Annotated in this window: 15 protein-coding genes; 9 read left to right on the top strand and 6 right to left on the bottom strand. The window is 65.2% G+C overall.

Annotation, left to right across the window (positions count from 1 at the left end; all coding sequences use genetic code 11):
* Positions 1-217 precede the first annotated feature (217 nt).
* Both WFP36_RS12450 and WFP36_RS12445 read left to right on the top strand, forming a co-directional pair.
* On the top strand, positions 218-2767 hold the full coding sequence (locus WFP36_RS12450; RefSeq protein WP_336980835.1) for a TonB-dependent receptor plug domain-containing protein: 2550 nt from the start codon (positions 218-220) through the stop codon (positions 2765-2767).
* A 104-nt stretch (positions 2768-2871) separates the two neighbouring features.
* Positions 2872-3867 (top strand): bile acid:sodium symporter family protein, encoded by a 996-nt coding sequence (locus WFP36_RS12445; RefSeq protein WP_336980834.1) that lies wholly within the window; start codon positions 2872-2874, stop codon positions 3865-3867.
* Positions 3868-3876: 9 nt separating this feature from the next.
* Here WFP36_RS12445 and WFP36_RS12440 read toward each other — a convergent pair whose 3' ends face one another.
* On the bottom strand, positions 3877-4692 hold the full coding sequence (locus tag WFP36_RS12440) for an alpha/beta fold hydrolase (RefSeq protein ID WP_336980833.1): 816 nt from the start codon (positions 4690-4692) through the stop codon (positions 3877-3879).
* A 125-nt stretch (positions 4693-4817) separates the two neighbouring features.
* Between WFP36_RS12440 and WFP36_RS12435 the strand changes: the two genes are divergently transcribed.
* From WFP36_RS12435 to WFP36_RS12410, 6 genes are all read left to right on the top strand, one after another.
* Complete coding sequence (locus WFP36_RS12435; protein ID WP_336980832.1) at positions 4818-5639, top strand: aspartate dehydrogenase domain-containing protein; 822 nt, start codon at positions 4818-4820, stop codon at positions 5637-5639.
* 65 nt (positions 5640-5704) lie between these two features.
* Positions 5705-6445 carry a TenA family transcriptional regulator gene (locus WFP36_RS12430; RefSeq protein ID WP_054530658.1) on the top strand — a complete coding sequence of 247 codons (741 nt, stop codon included), beginning with the start codon at positions 5705-5707 and terminating at the stop codon, positions 6443-6445.
* A 71-nt stretch (positions 6446-6516) separates the two neighbouring features.
* On the top strand, positions 6517-6870 hold the full coding sequence (locus WFP36_RS12425) for a Rieske (2Fe-2S) protein (RefSeq protein ID WP_336980831.1): 354 nt from the start codon (positions 6517-6519) through the stop codon (positions 6868-6870).
* A gap of 38 nt (positions 6871-6908) precedes the next feature.
* Complete coding sequence (locus WFP36_RS12420) at positions 6909-8486, top strand: FAD-dependent oxidoreductase (protein ID WP_336980830.1); 1578 nt, start codon at positions 6909-6911, stop codon at positions 8484-8486.
* Between the two features lie 167 nt (positions 8487-8653).
* Positions 8654-10066: a hypothetical protein gene (locus WFP36_RS12415; RefSeq protein WP_336980829.1), complete on the top strand. Its 1413-nt coding sequence runs from the start codon at positions 8654-8656 to the stop codon at positions 10064-10066.
* 22 nt (positions 10067-10088) lie between these two features.
* Entirely contained in the window at positions 10089-11600 is a 1512-nt protein-coding gene (locus WFP36_RS12410; protein WP_336980828.1) for a gamma-glutamyltransferase, read from the top strand.
* A gap of 186 nt (positions 11601-11786) precedes the next feature.
* Here WFP36_RS12410 and WFP36_RS12405 read toward each other — a convergent pair whose 3' ends face one another.
* From WFP36_RS12405 to WFP36_RS12385, 5 genes are all read right to left on the bottom strand, one after another.
* Complete coding sequence (locus tag WFP36_RS12405) at positions 11787-12554, bottom strand: SDR family NAD(P)-dependent oxidoreductase (protein WP_336980827.1); 768 nt, start codon at positions 12552-12554, stop codon at positions 11787-11789.
* A 15-nt stretch (positions 12555-12569) separates the two neighbouring features.
* Complete coding sequence (locus WFP36_RS12400; protein WP_336980826.1) at positions 12570-13328, bottom strand: sulfite exporter TauE/SafE family protein; 759 nt, start codon at positions 13326-13328, stop codon at positions 12570-12572.
* A gap of 67 nt (positions 13329-13395) precedes the next feature.
* Positions 13396-14841 carry an aldehyde dehydrogenase family protein gene (locus WFP36_RS12395; RefSeq protein WP_336980825.1) on the bottom strand — a complete coding sequence of 482 codons (1446 nt, stop codon included), beginning with the start codon at positions 14839-14841 and terminating at the stop codon, positions 13396-13398.
* Positions 14838-15308 (bottom strand): GlcG/HbpS family heme-binding protein, encoded by a 471-nt coding sequence (locus WFP36_RS12390; protein WP_336980824.1) that lies wholly within the window; start codon positions 15306-15308, stop codon positions 14838-14840. Before WFP36_RS12390 ends, WFP36_RS12395 begins: the two co-directional genes overlap by 4 nt.
* A 102-nt stretch (positions 15309-15410) precedes the next feature.
* Positions 15411-16541, bottom strand: a complete 1131-nt coding sequence (locus WFP36_RS12385; protein ID WP_336980823.1) for an NAD(P)/FAD-dependent oxidoreductase — start codon at positions 16539-16541, stop codon at positions 15411-15413.
* Between the two features lie 172 nt (positions 16542-16713).
* Here WFP36_RS12385 and mgtA point away from each other — a divergent pair, with 172 nt between their 5' ends.
* Positions 16714-19200: a magnesium-translocating P-type ATPase gene (mgtA, locus tag WFP36_RS12380; RefSeq protein ID WP_336980822.1), complete on the top strand. Its 2487-nt coding sequence runs from the start codon at positions 16714-16716 to the stop codon at positions 19198-19200.
* Position 19201 lies beyond the last annotated feature (1 nt).

Below are 19201 nucleotides of genomic sequence, written 5' to 3'. Positions count from 1 at the left end.
GCACACTGTATACGACATACAAAACACTCGTAGCAGTGCAGGGAGGAACGGCAGTCGTAAGGCCGTTCAAAAACGGTTCGTCGAAGCAAAGTGTGTCAACTGACGCGCCGCACAGGCGCGTGCTCTCGCGATGGGGGGAATAATGAGGTCCTTCAATAATTGCGGTTTCCTTTCGGGTCGCCGTGTGAAACTCCAGGCTGTGTCCACTCGCGCCCTAATGCTCAGCATGCTGCTTGCCGGTGCTCAGGCCGAAATCGCCCATGCGGAAGAGGCTGCTGAGTCAGCTGCCGAAGCAGATCAGGGAACCGCTATCGTCGTGACCGGTTCGCGCCGCGAGGCGCGGTCGGCGCTCGACGTGCCGGCCCCGGTCGATATCGTTTCCTCCGAGGATCTGCAGCGCGAAAGCAGTCCGGACATGAGCAATATGCTGCGCGTTGCGGTCCCGTCGCTCAATGTGAACGACAACGCGATCAGCGGCACCTCGGCGGGTATCCGCCCGGTCTCGCTGCGAGGCCTTGCGCCGGACCACACGCTGGTGCTGGTCAATGGCAAGCGCCATCACCGCGCTTCGGACATTCCGACCTTCTCCGGCGGCATTTCCGACGGTTCGCAGGGGCCGGACATGTCCTCCATCCCCTCGATCGCGCTCAAGCAGGTCCAGGTGCTGCGTGACGGCGCTGCGGCCCAGTACGGTGCCGACGCGGTGGCCGGCGTCATCAACTTCATCATGGATGATTCCGATGAAGGCGGCCGGGTCGATCTGCGCTTCTCCAGCACCTATGAAGGCGATGGCGATACCTATGTCGCCGCCGCCACCTATGGCACCAAGCTTGGCGACACCGGCTTCGTCCGTTTCAGCGGCGAATATAGCGATGCGGCGATGACGACCCGCGCCGTGCAGCGCGGTGATGCGGCGGCCCTGCAGGAAGCAGGCTTCCCTAACGTGCCCGATCCCGCCACGCGCTTCGGCACGCCCAAGGTGCAGGACAACATCAAGGCCTTCGTCAATTTCGGCGCCGAGAATGGCCTGGGCGGCGAATTCTACGGCTTCGGCGGCTATGCCGAGAAGACCGTCTTCGTGGACTTCTTCTATCGCAACCCGACCGACCGCGAGGCGGTGTTCACCAGCGGCAGCAATTACCTGATCGGTGACATGACGCCGGACGACGGCATCACCTGCCCTGGCGGCATCGATTTCGACACCGGCCTGATCCCCGATCCGATTGGGGTAGGCGATGCCGACGCGGAAGATCGCCTGGTCGACGTCTTTGCCGATCCCAACTGCTTCTCCGCGCTGGAATATTACCCCGGCGGCTATTCGCCCTATTTCGGCAACAAGGTGAAGGATCTCTACGGCACGCTGGGCATGCGCGGCGAGATCGTTGACAATCTGAGCTACGATCTCAGTGTCGGCGCCGGGCGGCACCAGATGCACATCTTCGTGCAGAACTCGATCAACCCCAGCCTCGGTTCGCTCTCGCCCAAGTCGTTCGACAATAACGGCAAGCGCATCCAGGAAGAGTTCATCGTCAATGCCGATTTCTCCTATCCGTGGGAGATCGGCCTGGCTTCGCCGCTGAACGTTGCCTTCGGCGGCCAGTTCCACCGTGAATCCTTCACCGTGGTGGCCGGCGATCCGGAAAGCTACGAGGCGGGCATCCTCGCTACCCAGGGCTTCCTGATCGGTGAAGACGCCTATCCGGGCTATACGCCGGACATTGCGGGCACTTTCAGCCGCAGCAATATCTCGGCTTATCTCGACCTGGAAACCAACGTCACTGACGAACTGGTTCTGGGCGCTGCGGGCCGGTTCGAGCACTTCTCCGACTTCGGCGACAAGGTGACCTACAAGGTTTCGGGCCTGTATCACATAACCCCGTCGCTCGGCATCCGCTCGACCTATGCGACGGGCTTCCACGCCCCGAGCCCGGGTCAGCAGAACTACAGCGGCCTCACTACCGAACTGACCACCGATGGCGACTTGCTGCTGACCGGCATCATTCCCGCCGGCAGCCCGGTGGCAGCGGCAGTGGGCGGCGTGGCCCTGAAGCCGGAGACGTCGAAGAGCTTCAGCGCGGGCATCGTGTTCGAGCAGCCCTGGCTGAACCTCACTATCGACTACTTCAACATCAAGATGAAGAACCGCCTGACGACCTCGGCCAGCTACAGCCTGACCGACGAGCAGCGCGATATCCTTGCCGACGCAGGCTATGCCTTCGCGCAGAACCTGGGCACGTTCCGCTTCTTCACCAACGACTTCTCCTCCACCACGCAGGGTGTGGACGTCGTGGCGACGATGCCGATCGACCTGTATGACGGGGCGACCACCAGCTTCAGCCTGGCTGCCAACTACACCCAGACGGATGTGACTTCCTACGATCCGAACGATCCGGGCGAGCTGCTGAGCGCAACGCGCGTGATCCAGCTTGAAAAGAACCTGCCCCGCTGGCGCGGCAATGCCACCTTCAGCCACGATGCGGGCGACTGGCGAGCATTCGTGCGGGCCAATTACTATGGCGAATATACGGAAATGCACGTGAACTCGGGCGGCCTGCGGATCGACGCCGGGTCGGAGATCACTTTCGACGCCGAGTTCGCCTACAATATCTTCGAGAATACCGAGCTGGCGATCGGCGCCACGGATATTCTGGACAACCGTCCGGATCTCAATCCCTGGCGTTACATCCTGGGTTCCAAGTACCCCACCACCTCGCCGATGGGCGTGAATGGCGGAACCTACTACGTCCAGCTCAAGCAGAGCTTCTGATCCACCCAACTGTGGCTGGTCCGCGTCTTGCGCGGGCCAGCCCCTTTTTCGCGCCTGGTTGTGTCTGAGACACTGCCACTCCGGATGCGAACGGAAGCCGCGTAATGCTCAAGAAAATCCGGCCAGACACATTCACTCTGCTCCTGCTCGCCTGCGTGGGGCTGGCCACATTTCTGCCCTGCCAGGGCACGGTCGCGACCGGCTTTTCCTGGGCGACCAAGGCAGCGATCACGCTGCTGTTCTTCATGCACGGCGCCAAGCTGACGCGCGAAGCAGTGCTGGGCGGCCTGGGCGCATGGCGCCTGCATCTCGCGGTAGGCGCGAGCACTTTCATTCTATTTCCCCTGCTGGGCATGGCCATTGCCGCCTTGCCCGACCGGCTGCTGGACGATGATTTGAAGGGCGGGTTCCTGTTCCTGTCCGTCCTGCCGTCCACGGTGCAGTCCTCCATCGCCTTCACCAGCATCGCGGGCGGCAATATCGCTGCGGCGGTGTGCAGCGCTTCGCTTTCCAATATTGCCGGCGTGTTCCTGACGCCGCTGCTGGCGGGCCTGCTGATCCCCGGCGCGGGGGAAGCGCATGGCGGCACGCTGGAGGCGATCGGGTCGGTGGCGACCACGCTGCTGCTGCCCTTTGCGGTAGGCCATTTCTCGCGCCCGCTGACCGGCAAATTTGTCGACCGGCACAAGAGCCTGCTGGGCAGGCTTGATCGGGGCTCCATCCTGCTCGTGGTCTACACCGCCTTCAGCGCCGCCGTAGTGGAGGGGCTGTGGTCGCGCATCTCGATTGCTGACCTTGTTGCAATCTTCCTCACCGGATCGCTGCTGTTGCTCGTCGTTCTGGGCGTCACGCGCTGGGCCGGGCGGCTGTGGTTCGCGCGCGAGGACGAGATCGTGCTGGTGTTCTGCGGGTCGAAGAAGAGCCTTGCCAGCGGCGTCCCGATGGCGGCGGCCCTGTTTCCGGCGGCACAGGTTGGCTTCCTGATCCTGCCGCTGATGATCTTCCACCAGATCCAGTTGATCCTGTGTGCCTTTATCGCGCGTTCCTACGCGCAGCAGAATGCCGCTCCGCAAGGAGCCACCGCTGAAGGGGCGGCCTGAAGAGTGGTTCTATCCACCCAGCGACGCCCGGATCACTGCGGCGATGTCGGCGGGATGAGAGATATGTGCCCCATGCCCGCCACTCACGTGGTGCACCTTCATCGCGAGAAGCGCGGCGGCGATATGGCGAACGGTCGCCGGATAGGCGGGCAGGCTCTCGCGACCCGTCGTCATCGCGATGGGACCAGTGAAAGAGGCGAGCGCGCCCACATCGACGGCCAGCCTTTCGGGATCGCGGGACTGATCCAGCCAGGTATGCGCATTGGCGAGGATCGTTGCGCGGGCATGCTCGTCGAACAAGCTCTCCCAGCTTCCCGGTCCGAAGGCGACCTCTTCGATGAAGAGATGAGCGCCCGCAAATGTATCCCCCGCCTCCAGCAATTCGGCCGCACGTTTCATCGTGGCCATCGCGTCGGAGCGCAGGGCAAGGTCGGAATCATTGCCACCGCCCAGCAGTCCGAAGACGGGCGGTTCGTGCAGGAACAAGGCCGTCACTCGCTCCGGCGCGCGGGCGGCGAGCACGATGGCGACGTTTGCACCATAGGAATGGCCGATCACATTTGCACTCTCGATGCCCAGCGCATCGAGCAGGGCGAGCGCATCGTCCACATCCTCGCTCAACCGGCCTTGGCCCGGCGGGGCGGAACTGAGGCTGTGGCCGCGCCGGTCGTAGCGGATCGTGCGCAGCGTGGGCAGGCGATGGGCCATGCCGTCCCAGCTGTGATGATCGTCCCACGATCCATGGATGCACAGCAGGGCGGGGGCATCTTCCGGGCCGTCGACCCGATAGGCGAGTCGTGCCGTTCCGGTGTCGAGAAACTCCATCGCAATCCCTCCTCGCGCGCCCGCCGCGCCGTAACGTCAGGCGGAGCAATCTCGCCATTTGCATTCGCTGCAAATCGCACTATGCGAGCTTGTGTAATGTCGATTGTATACAAGGTGAAGTGGTGATGCAGGCAGGCCCCCTGAAAGTGGGAATCGTGGGCTTTGGCGTGATCGGCCAGATGGTCGCCGGGGCGCTTGACGGCGCCGATGCGCTTGAAGGGCTGGAGCTTGCCGGTCTGACCATTCGCGATCCGGCCAAGGCTGCTCCCGCGCTTGCCCGCCTGTCTCGCCCGGTGCCGATCCTGCCGGTCGGCGAATTGGTGGCCTCGGCGGACGTCGTATTTGATGCGGCCGTGGCCGCCGCCATGGACGAGATTGCGCCGCCCGCGATCGAGGCGGGCAAGATCTTCGTCACGATGAATTCGGGCGCGCTGCTTGCCAGGCCCGAACTGTTCCGCCGCGCGGAAGAGACCGGCGCGCGGATTATGGTTCCCTCGGGCGGGATCGTCGGCTTCGACGGTTTGCGGGCACTGGCGCGCGCCGGGTTCGATTCCGTGACGCTGATCTCGCGCAAGCCGCCCGAAAGCCTGGCCGACGCCCCGCATGTGGTGGCCAAGGGGTATGATCTGTCGAGCCTGACGGAGGCCATGCTGATCTTCGAAGGCAATGCGGCAGAGGCCGCCCGTGCCTTTCCCGCCAATGCCAATGTCGCGGCCACGCTCAGCCTTGCGACTCTCGGCCCGGAGGGGACGCAGGTGCAGATGTGGGCCGATCCGCATGTGGCCAGCCTTTATCAGGAAATTCACGTGAACTCGCCGGCGGCGAAGCTGCAGATCAAGGTCGAAAGCCAGAAGATGCCGGACAATCCGCGCACCGGTTCGCTCACTCCGCTCAGCGCCATTTCCATGCTGGCCTCGCTTGCCAGCCGGAACCGGATTGGCAGCTAGGCGGCATTGACTCTCATATGCATACTGTATACAACTTCTCTCATGCGAAATTGGAGGATTGAGAAATGGCCGAATTGATGTCCCCGGAAGAGTTCAAGGTTGCGATCAAAAAGGCGATGGAAGGCCGCGCGGCGAAGGACGCCTCGTTCAGCCTTGCCTGGACCAATGGCGAGCTGAAGCGCGAGCATTTCTGCCGCTGGGCCGAAAACCACTATCAGTATGTCGGCCCCTTCGCGGACTATCTGGGCTATATCTATGCCAACGCCCCGGAAACGGCGATGGATGCCAAGGACTTCCTGCTGCAGAACATGTATGAGGAAGAACTGGCCGATATCCGCCATACCGACCTGCTGCTGCGCTTTGCGCTCGCCTGCGGCACCACCGAAGAGCGCATGACCGATCCGGCCAACATGAACCCGGTGACCCGCGGCTTCCAGGGCTGGTGCTATGCCGTTGCCATGCGCAAGAACTGGGTGGTTGCATCGGCCGCGCTGATCGTGGGCCTCGAATCCCAGGTTCCCGAAATCTACCGCCGCCAATATCCGGTGCTGATCGAGAAGTATGGCTTCACCGAAGACGAGGCCGAGTTCTTCGAACTGCACATTTCCTCTGACGAGGTGCATGGCGCGCGCGGTTACGAGATCGTGCTGAAATACGCCAACACGCCGGAACTGCAGCAGGAATGCCTCGAAGCCATCCGCGACGCTGCCGACATGCGCGTGTCCTACACCAAGTCGCTCTACGACTATTACGTGAAGCCCGACCTCGAAGCCGCCAATGCGGCGCCCGAGGCGATTGCCGCCTGATCGAGGCCCGGAAGGTCGCGATGGAGGGGAATTCCCCTCCATCCTGCCTCCCCACAGGAAGCGGAAATTCCATGTCTGACTGGGTGGCCGCCGCGCCGCTGGATCAATTGCAGCGCAAGAAGAAGCTGGTCGTGCAGGTGAATGGCGAGGATGTGCTCGTCTATCTGTTCGAAGGCGAAGTCTACGCCATGGCTGATCTGTGCGTTCACAAGCACAAGCGGCTGTCCAAAGGCCTCATCTTCCAGGGCAAGATGATTTGCCCGGGACATCAATGGGCCTTCGATCTCAAGACCGGGTGGGAGCAGCAATGGAGCCGCTGCCAGCCGGTTTACGACACGCGCGTGGTCGATGGGACGGTGGAGATATTCCCGGTTCCGCGCATCATCGACAGTAACCCTGAAGGCTGTGCCGTTCAGGTCGGGTAATTGCGCCACTGGCGCAAGGTAAGGGGTGAACAGGCCCAATGCGGCAATTTGTACTTATCGGCGGCGGTCATGCCTCGGCATCGGTTGCGCGTGCGCTGCGGCGCCAGGGCTTCGACGGCAATATCGTGATTGTGGGAGACGAGGAACTCGCCCCCTATCAGCGCCCGCCGCTTTCCAAGGATTTCCTCGCCGGAGAGGCGGAGATCGAGGACATCTGGTCTGTCGAGCCGGACTGGTACGATGAGAACGGCGTAGAGCTGAAGCTTGGCAAGGCCGCGGCCCATATCGATGTGGAAACGCGCCAGGTCACTCTGTCCGACGGCACCAAGCTGGATGCAGAGGCTGTGCTGATCGCCACGGGCGTCTCGCCGCGCAGGCTGGAAGGCGTCACGTCCGACCGCGTGTTCTATCTCAAGACCGCAGCCGACGCGCAGGCGATCAAGGCCGCGCTCAAGCCCGGCGCTCACCTGATCGTGGTCGGCGGCGGCTTTATCGGGCTGGAAATCGCTGCGACCGCGCGCAAGGCCGGGGTGGACGTCACGGTGCTGGAGGCCGGTTCCATGCCGCTTGCCCGCGTGCTGGGCGACGAGGTCGGCGGTTATGTCTCTGCCCTGCATGAGAAGGAAGGCGTGACGATCCGCTGCGGCGTGGCCGTGGAAGGGATCGAGGATCGCGGCGAAGGCGTGGTCGTGCGCACGCAGGGCGGCGAGGAAATCGAAGGATCGCTGGTGGTGGTCGGCATCGGCACGACGCCGAACGACCAGATCGCCCGTGCTTCCGAAATCACAGTCGGCAACGGCATCCGCGTGGACGAATATGGCCGCACATCGGCACATAACGTCTTTGCCGCAGGTGACGTGGCCAATCACCAGCACATGCTGTTCGGACGCCGCATGCGGATCGAACATTTCGACAATGCCACCCGGCAAGCGCTGGTGATCGCCACCAATATGCTGGGCGGCCGCGCCGAGTTCAACGACGTGCCCTGGTTCTGGTCGGACCAGTATGATTTCAACCTGCAATTCGCCGGTTCTTCCGCCGATTACGACACCATCGTCCTGCGTGGCGATGTGGAGGATAATGATTTCAGCGCCTTCTATCTGAAAGATGGTGTGGTTGTGGGCGTGTTCGGCCTCGACCGTGGCGGCGATGTCATGCATTCCAAGACGCTGATCGCGGAAAAGCGCGTGGTCGATCCGGCCCTGCTGGCCGATGACGATCTCGATCTGGCCGAACTCGTGATGGGGGCGCCGGAGGAGGAAGACGAGGAAGAGGCAGGCGATGTCGCTGAGGCTTCGTCCGAAGACGAGTCCTTCAAGCGCGTCGCTCGCAGCGGTCAGGTGACCGAGGGCATGGCCCGGCGTTTCGCGCTGGACGGCATCGAAGTGGCCATCGCCCGTTCGGGCGGGCAGATCTATGCGATCCACAATCTGTGCACGCATCTGGCCTGCCATCTCGCTTCCGGCAAGGTGGAGGGCAAGGGCATCACCTGCCTGTGCCACGGCTCGATCTTCGATCTGGAAACCGGCGTGCCGATCAATCCGCCCGCAACGCGCCCCGTGCGCACTTTTCCAGTCAAGGAAGAAGGCGGGCAGATATATATCAAGATGGATTGAGCCTCACCGCCGGGCCGCACCGCTTCACAGCGGGCGGTCCGTGGAAGTGAGGCCAGGACCGTCAAGGAGAGACCGGCAGGCAGGGATTTTCAACGGGAGGAGCGGCGGCTCGCCAATGGCTCGGGTAAAGAAGCCAGGTGCGCCGTTCGCAAATGGGAAGATCGGGCATGGGCCTTACGGCGGCACACTGGGTATTTTTCGCAGTCACCATATCGATGCTGTTCGCCATGGCGGTGCGGCGCGGGGTCATCATCCTTGCCATGCTGGGCATTATCGCGCTGGCACTGCTTTCGCCCAATGCCGGGCAGGAACCGGTCGATCAGGCGATCTTCGCTGCGCAGGCGATGTTCCGTGCGGCCATCGTCGGCGGCACCCGGCTGTTCGATACGATCCTGCTGGTCGGCTTCATGGGCGCGCTGCTGCACGTCCTGCGCGAGGAAGGCATCGACCGGGTGATGCTGATGCCCTTCGCCGGCTTCATGCGCGGGCCGCGCACCGCCTTCATCATGATTGCGCTGGCGACCTATCTCTTCTCGCTGTTCTTCTGGCCCACGCCCACTGTGCTGATGATCGGCGCGCTGCTGGCGCCGCTGGCCGTGCGCGCCGGGCTTTCTCCGCTGGCGACCGGCATGGCGATGAGCATGGCGGGGCATGGCATGGCGCTTTCCGCCGATCCGCTGATTCAGGCCGCCGCGCGCATCACCGGTGCGCCGGGCGGGCTGGCACCGAGCGCGATCCTGCCCATGTCGCTGCTGTTTTCCATCGTCATCGGCCTCGTCGCGCTTGGGGTCAGCCTTGCATGGGCCAAGCTGCGCCCGCGCGAGGCGGATCTGGCGGCAGTGCCGGAAGGTGCCGGGCAAGCGGCCGATGTCGCCCCGCCCACGCGCCGCCAGATCGCCCTTGCGATCGTGGTGCCCGCATTGCTGGGCGCCACGGCGGTGCTCTCGATCATGCGACCGTCGCAGACGGCGGATAATGGCATGGCGGTCGCCCTGATGGGCGGCATGGCGGTGGTGCTGCTGATCATCACCTGCGTGGTGCAGCATGGCACCCATGCGCTGGACAGCATCGTCGACATGATGTCCGAAGGCTTCTTCCTGGTGATCCGCATCTTTGCGCCGGTGGTGCCGGTGCTGGGCTTCTTCATGATCGGAGAGGGCACTTCGGCAGAGGCAATCCTCGGCCCGGGCACGCCCGGTTTCGTCTATGCGCTGGGCGAACATTTCGCTTTGTCCGGCCCGCTCTGGTGCGTGCTGCTGCCGGTGGCGATGGTGATCGTCGGCGCTATTTCCGGGCGTGACGGGATCGCCTTTCAGGGCCTGCCGCTGGCGGGGACCATCGCGGTCATGCTGTCGGACGGGAATGTCTATCAGGGCGCCGTTCTGGCCAGCCTGGCGCAGGTGGCCACGATCTGGGTGGGTGCGGGCGTGCTGCTCTCCTGGTCGGGCGTGCGGACCGTGGCGAACGAGGTCTGGCTGGATCGCGAGGAACTGGCCAATGCCAATCGCTGGCCGGTGATCGCCGGGCTGGCGGCAGGCGCGGTGGCGGCGATGGTGCTCCTGCTGCGGCACGGCGCCTGAGCGGCGGAAAGGAACGATTGCGATGAGTCAGGGAGGGGACGGATCGAGCGCCTTGTCCGGCGCGGCGCGGTGGCGGGCCATCGGGGCCGAACCGGTGATGGCCGAACAGATGACCGCCCGTGGACACTGGGGCATGGTTGCTGCTGCCGCACCCACCGCTGCGCTGATCGGGGCGGAAATCCTGCGCGCGGGCGGCAATGCCTATGACGCGGCGGCGGCCATGGGTCTTGCCGAAACCGTGCTGCTGCCCCCCAAATGCGGGCTGGGCGGCGATCTGATCGCGCTGGCATGGGACAAGGGCGCGCCCGCGCCTGAGGCTCTGCTGGCCATTGGCGGCGCACCTGCCGGGTTGGGTGAAGTCGCCGCAGCAGGCGGCATGACGGAAACGGGGCCGACCTCCATCGGCGTTCCGGCCGCGCCCATGGGCTATCTGGCACTGGCCGCCAAGGGCAGACTGCCGCTTGCCCGGCTGGCGGAACCGGCCATCGGGCTGGCCGCGCGGGGTTTTGCCTGGTCGCGCATCTGTTCCGTCCTGTGCGATGAATCCCGCGCCTTGGTCGCGGCGATGAATCCCGAAGGCACGGTCTATTATCCCTATGGCTACGATGGCGATGTCCTCACCCCCGGCACGCCGGTGCGTCTGCCCGGCATGGCGGCCATGCTGGAAGAACTGGTGGCGCGGGGGCCGGATTTCTTCGCCGGGCCGGTGGGGGACGCCGTGGCTGCCCGCGTTGCGCGTGCCGGCGGGGTGCTGACCAAGGCGGACCTGCTGACGGCGCAGGCGGAATGGCTCCCGGCCACGGCCGCATCGCTGGCGGGCATGGCGCTGCATGTCACGCCCTTGCCTACGCATGGCGGCTCGCTGGCCGATGCCGTCGCCGGGCTCGATCCGGTCGCCGCCGCCAGCCAGCCGCATGTCTATCGCGAGGTGGTGGAGGCGATCAATCGCCGCAGGCGGGACCTTTCGGGGATTTCCGGCACGTCCATGGTCACTGCGGTGGATGACGCAGGGACTATGGTCACGCTGATCCATTCCAACAGCTATCCGCGCTTCGGCAGCGGGCTGATCGTGCCGGAATTCGACCTGATCCTGGCCAATCGCGCCGGGCGCGGTTTCAGCAGCACGGTCGGCCATGCGAACTTCCCCGAAGCGGGCAAGCGCCCGGTTACGACACTGCATGCCTGGGCGGTGGAGACGGGCGACGGCACCCGGCTGATGGGCGCGACGCCGGGCGGGGCGAACCAGATGCCGTGGAACGCACAGACGCTGGCGCGGATCGCTGCCGGGGAAACCGATCCGGGCAAGCTGATCGTCGCCCCGCGCTGGGAATGGCGCCCTTCCGACGATGGCGTGGTGATCGAGGAAGGCTTCGACGCGGAAACCGTGTTCGCCTTCCGCGAGGCGGCTCCTTCGGTCTACGAAGTCCCGCGCTGGGCTACTCGCCCGGCCATGCAGATCGCCTGCGTGGCGGCGGACGGGGCCGGCCTGCTTGCGGCAGACCCGCGCACGGTGGGGATGGCGCTGGCGCTATAGGGCCGGGTTGGGGAAGGTAATCCCTTTTCCTCCCACCCTCCGCACCCCATCACCACACCCGTTCGTCCTGAGCCTGTCGAAGGACACGCGCCGACATCCGATCTGGGTAGATTCCCCAAGAGCGCACCTATCGCGAGTCCTTCGACAGGCTCAGGACGAACGGGGGGAGGGGCGTAGGTCCGGTACTCAGGTCAGGCAGAGCCCGCCATCGACGAACAGGGTCTGCCCCGTGATCTGCCGGGCATCCGGGCTCATCAGGAAGGCAACCGCCGCCGCGATGTCGTCAGGTTCCGCGATCCGGCCGGTTGGCGCGCGGGAGGCCATTTCGGCCAGCATCGCTTCCGGGATCGCGCGGTGGCCGCTCGCTTCCTTGCGCGTATATCCCGGCGCCACGCAATTGACGGTGACCCCGCGCGGCCCGAGTTCCACGGCGAGCGAGCGAGCCAGTGCCTCCAGCCCCGCCTTGGCCGCGGCGGTTACGGCGAACAGCCCGTCGGGCGCGAAGCGGTGGGCGACGAAGGAACTGATTGCTACGATGCGCCCGCTGCCCGATGCGGCAAGGGCGGGGGCAGCCGCGCGAGCGAGGTCGAAGAACAGGCCGGTCATCACCGAGAAGGAACTGTCCAGCCTTTCGCGCGGGACGTCGAGGAAGGGCGTGCGGTCGGCAAAGCCTGCATTGCTGACGATGCCGTCCAACTCGCCGAAATGGGAGAGAGTGGTGGAGGCGAGGGCGGTGCCCGCGCCGGGCTCGGCAAGGTCGAGGAAGCAGGTGGCGGTCTGAGCGCCGCCTTCGGCCAGTTCGGCGGCCAGGGCTTCGAGCGCGGCTCGCTTGTGTTCGTCCCTGCCGCTGGCGTGGAGCATCAGATTGACGCCCGGCCCGGCCAGCCGCCTTGCGCAGGCTGCCCCGATGCCGCTGGATGCGCCGGTGACGAGCAGGGTGCGTTGTTCACTCATGCCTCTTGCTCCCGCTCAGCCGACAATGCCGAGCACGCCGCGCGCGATCAGCAGGACGGAGGACGATCCCGCGAGCCCCAGCACGAACCAGCGCACCTTGTCGTTGGAAAGCCGCTTCACCATCAGGTTCGACAGCGCGAAGCCCACGAACATCACCGGCAGGAACAGCACGGTCAGCGTCCATTGCTGAGTGCCCATCTTGCCCGCGAACATCAGCACGGCGAGCGAGATGATCGAACTGGCGAGGAAGAAGGCAGAGAGCGTGGCGCGCACGGTCGGTCCGTCGGCGCGCTGGTAGATCAGGGCAATGGTGGGCGATCCCGATCCGGTCAGCGTGCCCATGATGCCGGACGTGAACCCGGCCGAAAGCAGGTGCCAGGGCGTGCGCTCCACCCGCAGGCCGAGGATGGACAGGACCACTGCCGTCAGGATGAACAGGCCGAACAGCAGCTCATAGGCTTCGACGGTAAGCCAGGCGAAGATGAAGCCCGCGATGATCGATCCCGCCACGCGGCCGATCAGCGAGATGGCCAGTCCCTCGCGGTCGATGGCGCCGAATTCGCGCTTCATCATCACGGCGGAAAGCAGCACGGCAATGGCCAGAAGCGGGCCGGGCCCGATCCGGGGATCGATGATGATCAGCACCGGCGCGGCCACCAGTCCCAGCCCGAGGCCGCTCAATCCCTGAATGAAAGAACCCGCCAGAATGGCGAGGCCGGCCAGCACGAACATCGGCAGCGAAAGGTCGGCCCATTGAATGATCGTGGCGGCCATGCCGTCTCCTTTGCCTGCTGGAAGGAAGCGCGACCCGCCGGAATGGCGGATCGCGCGATGGTTCGGCTCAGCTGCTGAGATAGATGGTGCGGGTCATGGTGTAGAAATCCATGACGCCGTGGCCGGCCTGTTCCTTGTAGGTCTGGTTGCTCGAATGCTTGATGCCGCCGAAGGGCGCCGTGCTGGCGACACCGCCGGTGGCGCTGTTCACCTTGACGATCCCGGCTTCGATGTCCTTCGCGAAGGACAGGATCGTGCCGGTGTCCCTGGTGACGATGGCGGCGGCAAGGCCGTATTCCACCGCATTGGCCAGTTCGATCGCTTCCTCGTAATTCGCCGCGCGATGCAGGGCGAGCACGGGGCCGAAGATTTCCTCTTTCGCCAGCCGCGAAGTGGCCGGAACGTCGCCGAAGATGGTCGGCGCCACGAAGAAGCCGCCGGTCTGCTCGTCCAGTTCCGGCAGGTCCGCCGTGCCGGCCAGCATCTGCAGGCCTTCCGCCACGCCCACGCCGATCATCTCGCGCACCCGGTCATACTGCGCCTTGCAGCCCGAAGGGCCCATGGTGGTCGCCGGGTCCATGCCATTGCCGGGCACGGCCTTGGCCACCAGTTCCAGCAGCTTTTCGACCACCGCATCGTAGATGTCGCCCACGATGATCGCGCGGCTGGTGGCGGTACAGGCCTGTCCGGTAAGGTTGAAGGCGCCCTGCATCAGGATGGAAGCCGCCTTGGCCGGATCGGCATCGGGCATCACGATAGTGGGGTTCTTGCCCCCCATTTCGAGCTGCAGCCGCTTGCCGGGGCCAGCCATGCGATGGATCGCGCTGCCGGTGGCGTAAGAGCCGGTGAAGGTGATCGCCTTGACGGCATCCGCTTCCACCAGCGCCGAGCCGAGGTCCGGCCCGCGCCCCTGGACGAGCGCGATGGCCCCTTCAGGCACGCCTGCTTCGAGCAGCACTTCCACGAAATTCTGCCCGGTCAGCGGAGTGACTTCCGAAGGCTTGAACAGCACGCCATTGCCCACCGCCAGCGCGGGGCCGATCTTGCGGGAGGGCAGGGAGATGGGGAAGTTCCATGGCGTGATCGCCAGCACGATGCCCACCGGCTCGCGCACGGAATAGACCAGCGCACCATCGGCGGGGAAGGTCTGGCCGGTCTGGCGCAGGGCCTCGCCCGCATAGAGCCGCAGATTGGCGGCCGCACGCTTCCATTCCATCACCGATGCGGAGAGGGTCTTGCCCTCTTCTCGGGTGAGGTCCGCGCCCAGCACGTCTGCCTTGGCACTGATGATCTCTGCCGCCTTGATCAGCACTTCCACGCGCCGTTCCATCGGCGTCTTGGCCCAGCTTTTCCAGCCGACTTCCAGCCCGCTCAGGGCATCGGCCGCATCGGCCGCGCCGGAAAGCGGGAAAGTGCCGACAAGGCTGCCATCGGCGGGATTGCGCCGTTCGAAGGTCTGGCCGCTGGCGGCGTCGCGCCATGCGCCGCCGATGAAGTTCTTGTAGGCACTCATGCTTTCTTGGCCGCCTCGGGGATGGTCACCACGCCGCCGCCGGTCTGTTCCATATGCAGCTTGAAGGCTTCGATGCCCGCTTCGCACACGGCGATGTCCTGTTCGCCATTGCCGCCCGAAACGCCGATGCCGCCCACTACCTTGCCGTCGACGAAGATGGGATAGCCGCCCACGAACACAGTGATCCGGCCGCCATGCTGAGTGAAGATGCCCCAGGCTTCCTCGCCGGGGAAGGTGTTGGTGAAAGTATGCGTCACGCGGCGATGGGCGGCGGCGGTGAAGGCCTTGTTTTCCGCGATCTGCACGCTGGTCACCTTGCCGCGATCGAGCCGGCGCAGGGCAATGGGATAGCCGGCATCGTCGGCAATGCAGATGACGTGAATGCCGCCGAATTCCTCGGATTTCTTCTGCGCGGCATCGAGCAGCAACTCAGCTTCCGCCAAGCTCAACACGTTCTTTGTGATCACTGGATTATCCTGTTGAAAGGGCACTGAACGAAACATCAGCATACTGTATACATCAGTATGCTGTGTCAAGGCCGCAAGACCGCCTGCTTGCGCTTTGCCCTTTCAATCCGCCGCTTTTGCGCCGATCCGCGCGGGGGACAGGAAGCGGGCCAGTTCTGCGCTCACGCCATCGGGCAGGGCGCTTGCCACGGCATGCGATGCCAGCAGGGCACCTGCCGCAGCCGCGATCTTGACGCCGGAACCGCCCTGTCCGGCCAGCCAGTAGAAGCCGGGTATGACGGGATCGGGTCCGATTGCCGGTTCATTGTCCGGCAGGAAGGTGCGCAAGCCTGCCCAGCTATGGCTCACGCGCTGGACGGTGTGGCCGGTCATCCGCTCGAACCGATCCACGGCAATCGCGATATCCAGTTCTTCGGCCCAGCAATCATGCGGCGCAACCGGCGTCGCATCCATGGGGGAAAGCATCAGCTTGCCGCTCTCGGGCTTGAAATAGAGCGTCTGGTCCATGTCGAAGACCATCGGCCAGGACTGGAGCGGGCGGAGCGCATCGGCTGCGGCGGGCGGGTCGATCAGTGCCGCGCTCCTGCGGCGGGGCTCGATACCCAAAGGCGCCGCGCCGCACAGGGTGGCGACCTCGTCGGCCCAGCCGCCTGCCGCATTGACGATGGCGGCGGCGCGCAGGCTTTCCCCTCCGGCCACCACATGCCAGCCATCGGCGCCCCGGCTGGCCTGCTCCAGTTCCGCCCCGGTGCGGATTTCGCCGCCCTTGCTGCGCAGGATGCGGGCAAGGCCCATATGCATCGCGTGGACATCCATGTCGCAGGAGGTGGCATCCCACAGGCCGTGATCCACTTTGTCGGCAGGTAGCAGCGGCACCAGTTCGGCTACCTGTGCGGCACTGATGCGCACCTGCCCTTCATTGACCTCGCCCGGCCCGTCATAGCTTGCCGGGGCCACGAACAATATGCCGCGCGCTTCCGGCGCGAGCGCGTCATAGAACCCGTCCTGCGCCGCCTTGTGCAGCAAGGCCTCGCTCGCGTCGGTCAGCATCCGGATCGCCGCGCTGCCATAATGGCGCGCGAACATCGCCGCAGATCGGCCGCTGCTGTGATAGCAGGGCGTGCTTTCCTTCTCGATCAGTATGACGCGGCCGTGCCTGCTGAGTTCCGCAGCGGCCGACAGCCCGCCAATGCCCGCGCCCACGACGAGGAAATCGAAGCTGTCAGGCGTCATGGGTGTTCCGTCTGTGATTGAATTTGCATTCTGTATGCAGTTCAAATCGGGCGCGCGTCCAGCCTGAAATGTCCATTCCGACAGGCAGTTGGCCGCGCCGCTATTCTCCGCGGGGAAAGCGGGCTATTGCATGCGGGCGGCATGTCCGTGCTTGCGGCGGAGGTGTTCCACTATGCCGAATGCGGAAACCTGGTGGGCGGACGATGTCGCCGTGCTGGCGGCCCGGCTGGGCAGCGGGCAGGGCGGGCTTCCACCCGAAGAGGCGCTTCGCCGGGCAGAACATCGGGCCTTGCCGGGGCCGCGCCATCCGGCCCTGCGCCTGTTCGTCAGCCAGTTCACCACGCCGCTCGGCCTGATCCTGATCGTGGGCGCGCTGCTGTCGCTGGTGCTGCGCGAATGGGTGGATGCGGTGATCATCCTCGTCATCGTGGCGGGCAGCGGGGTGCTGGGCTTCACGCAGGAATATGGCGCATCGCGCGCGATTGCCGAGTTGCAATCCCGTCTGGTGCGGCAGGTGCGCGTGGTGCGCGGGGGAACAGAGCTTGCCGTGCCGCTGGACGAGATCGTCCCCGGCGATGTCGTGCTGCTGAAAGCGGGCGATCTGGTGCCGGGTGACGGCACGATCATGGCGAGCGACGCGCTGCTGGTGGACGAGGCGGTGCTGACCGGGGAGGCTTTCCCGGTAGAGAAGGCGTCCGGTACTTCCGCCGCCGATGCGCCGGTTTCCCAGCGGCTGGGCGCGCTGTTTCAGGGCACTTCCGTGCGCAGCGGTACCGCGCGCATGCTGGTGGTGAAGACCGGGCGGGAAACGCAGTTCGGCGCCATCGAGCACACGCTGGAAGAGGCCGAGGAGAAGACCGAATTCGCGCGCGGGCTTGCCGGTTTCGGCGCCATGCTGATGCGGGTGATGCTGGTTGTGGTCAGCCTTGTCCTTGTCGCCAGCCTGTTGCTCGGGCGCGATATCGTCACATCGCTGCTCTTTGCCGTGGCACTGGCGGTGGCGATTTCGCCCCAGCTCCTGCCCGCGATCGTCAGCGTGACTCTTTCGGCAGGCGCGCGGCGGATGACCCGGCATGGCGTGCTGGTGCGGCGGCTGGAATCGATCGAGAACCTTGGCGGGATGGATGTGCTCTGCACGGACAAGACCGGCACGCTGACCAAGGGCGCCATTGCACTGAGCGCGGCCGTCGATCCGCAGGGCGATCCTTCCGGGGAGGTGCTGCGCCTCGCGGGCGTCAATGCGCGGTTGCAGACGGCCATGGCCAGCGCTTTGGACGAGGCGATCCTCGGCGCGGCCTCCGCCGCCAGCCTGGACCTCTCCGGCTATGAGAAGCTGGAGGAGCGCCCCTACGATTTCACTCGCAGGCGCTTCAGCGTGCTCGCCCGGTCCGGCGGGACGGAGCCGCTATGGATATGCAAGGGCGCGGTAAAGGAAGTGCTGGAAGGGTGCGTCACTCTGCGCGCGGGCGGTGCGGCCGTGCCGCTCGACGCCGCCGCGCGGGACAGGGTGGAGGCCTTCCTGCGCGCCAAGGGGGAGGATGGCTTTCGCACCCTGGCCCTGTCCACGGGCAAGGAAGGCACGGCCTGTCTCGAAGGCTTCCTGCTGTTCTACGATCCTCCCAAGCGCGGGATCGAGCGGACCGTGGCGAATTTGCAGCGGCGCGGGATCGCGGTGCGCATCGTCAGCGGGGATAATCGCTATGTCAGCGCTCATATGGCCCGCACTATCGGCCTCTCCGAGGGCGCGGTGCTGACGGGGGACGAGATCGCTCGGCTGGACGACGAGGCTCTGGCCGCCCGGATCGGCGGGATCTCGGTCTTCGCCGAGGTCGAGCCGCAGCAGAAGGAGCGCATCGTGCGCGCTTTCCAGCGCGCGGGCCATGCTGTTGGCTATATGGGCGACGGGATCAACGACGCGCCCGCCCTGCGCGCGGCCGATGTCGGCATCTCGGTCGACAGTGCGGTGGATGTGGCGCGGGAAAGCGCGGACATCGTGCTGCTGCGCCCCGATCTCAACGCCATAAGGCGCGGCGTGGAGGACGGCCGGCGGACCTTCGCCAACACGCTGAAATATATAGCAATCACCACAAGCGCTAATTTCGGTAATATGGTCAGCATGGCCCTCGCCACCGTGCTGCTGCCGTTCCTGCCGCTGTTGCCGGTGCAGATCCTGCTCAACAATTTCCTGTCCGACCTGCCCGCCATCGCCATCGCCGGGGATGCGGTGGACAAGGAACGGCTCGCCTCCGCCCAGCGCTGGGACATCGGCCGCATCCGCAATTTCATGATCCTGTTCGGCCTGATCAGCACGGCGTTCGACCTCGCGACCTTTGCCCTGCTGAGGCTGGTCTTCCATGCGGACGAAGCGCATTTCCGGACAAGCTGGTTCGTCGTGTCGCTGCTCACCGAACTGATGGCCCTGTTCGTCCTGCGCACGAAGCGGCCCTTCTGGCAGAGCACCCCGGCGCGGCTGTTGCTGTGGAGCAGCATCTTCGTCGCGGCGCTCGCTCTGGTGCTGCCCTATAGCGGGCCGATTGCCGCGCTGTTCTCCTTCGTACCCCTGCCGCCCGCATTGCTCGCCACGATGCTGCTGCTGGTGCTGCTCTATGCGCTGGTGACCGAACTCGCCAAGCGGCGTCATCATTTGCAGGGCAACTGAG

The sequence above is a fragment of the Fulverythrobacter fulvus genome (genome assembly GCF_037154085.1).
Lineage (GTDB): Bacteria > Pseudomonadota > Alphaproteobacteria > Sphingomonadales > Sphingomonadaceae > Andeanibacterium > Andeanibacterium fulvum.
The sequence above is the reverse complement of the archived record's forward strand: the minus strand, read 5'-3'. Positions and strand labels throughout refer to the sequence as shown.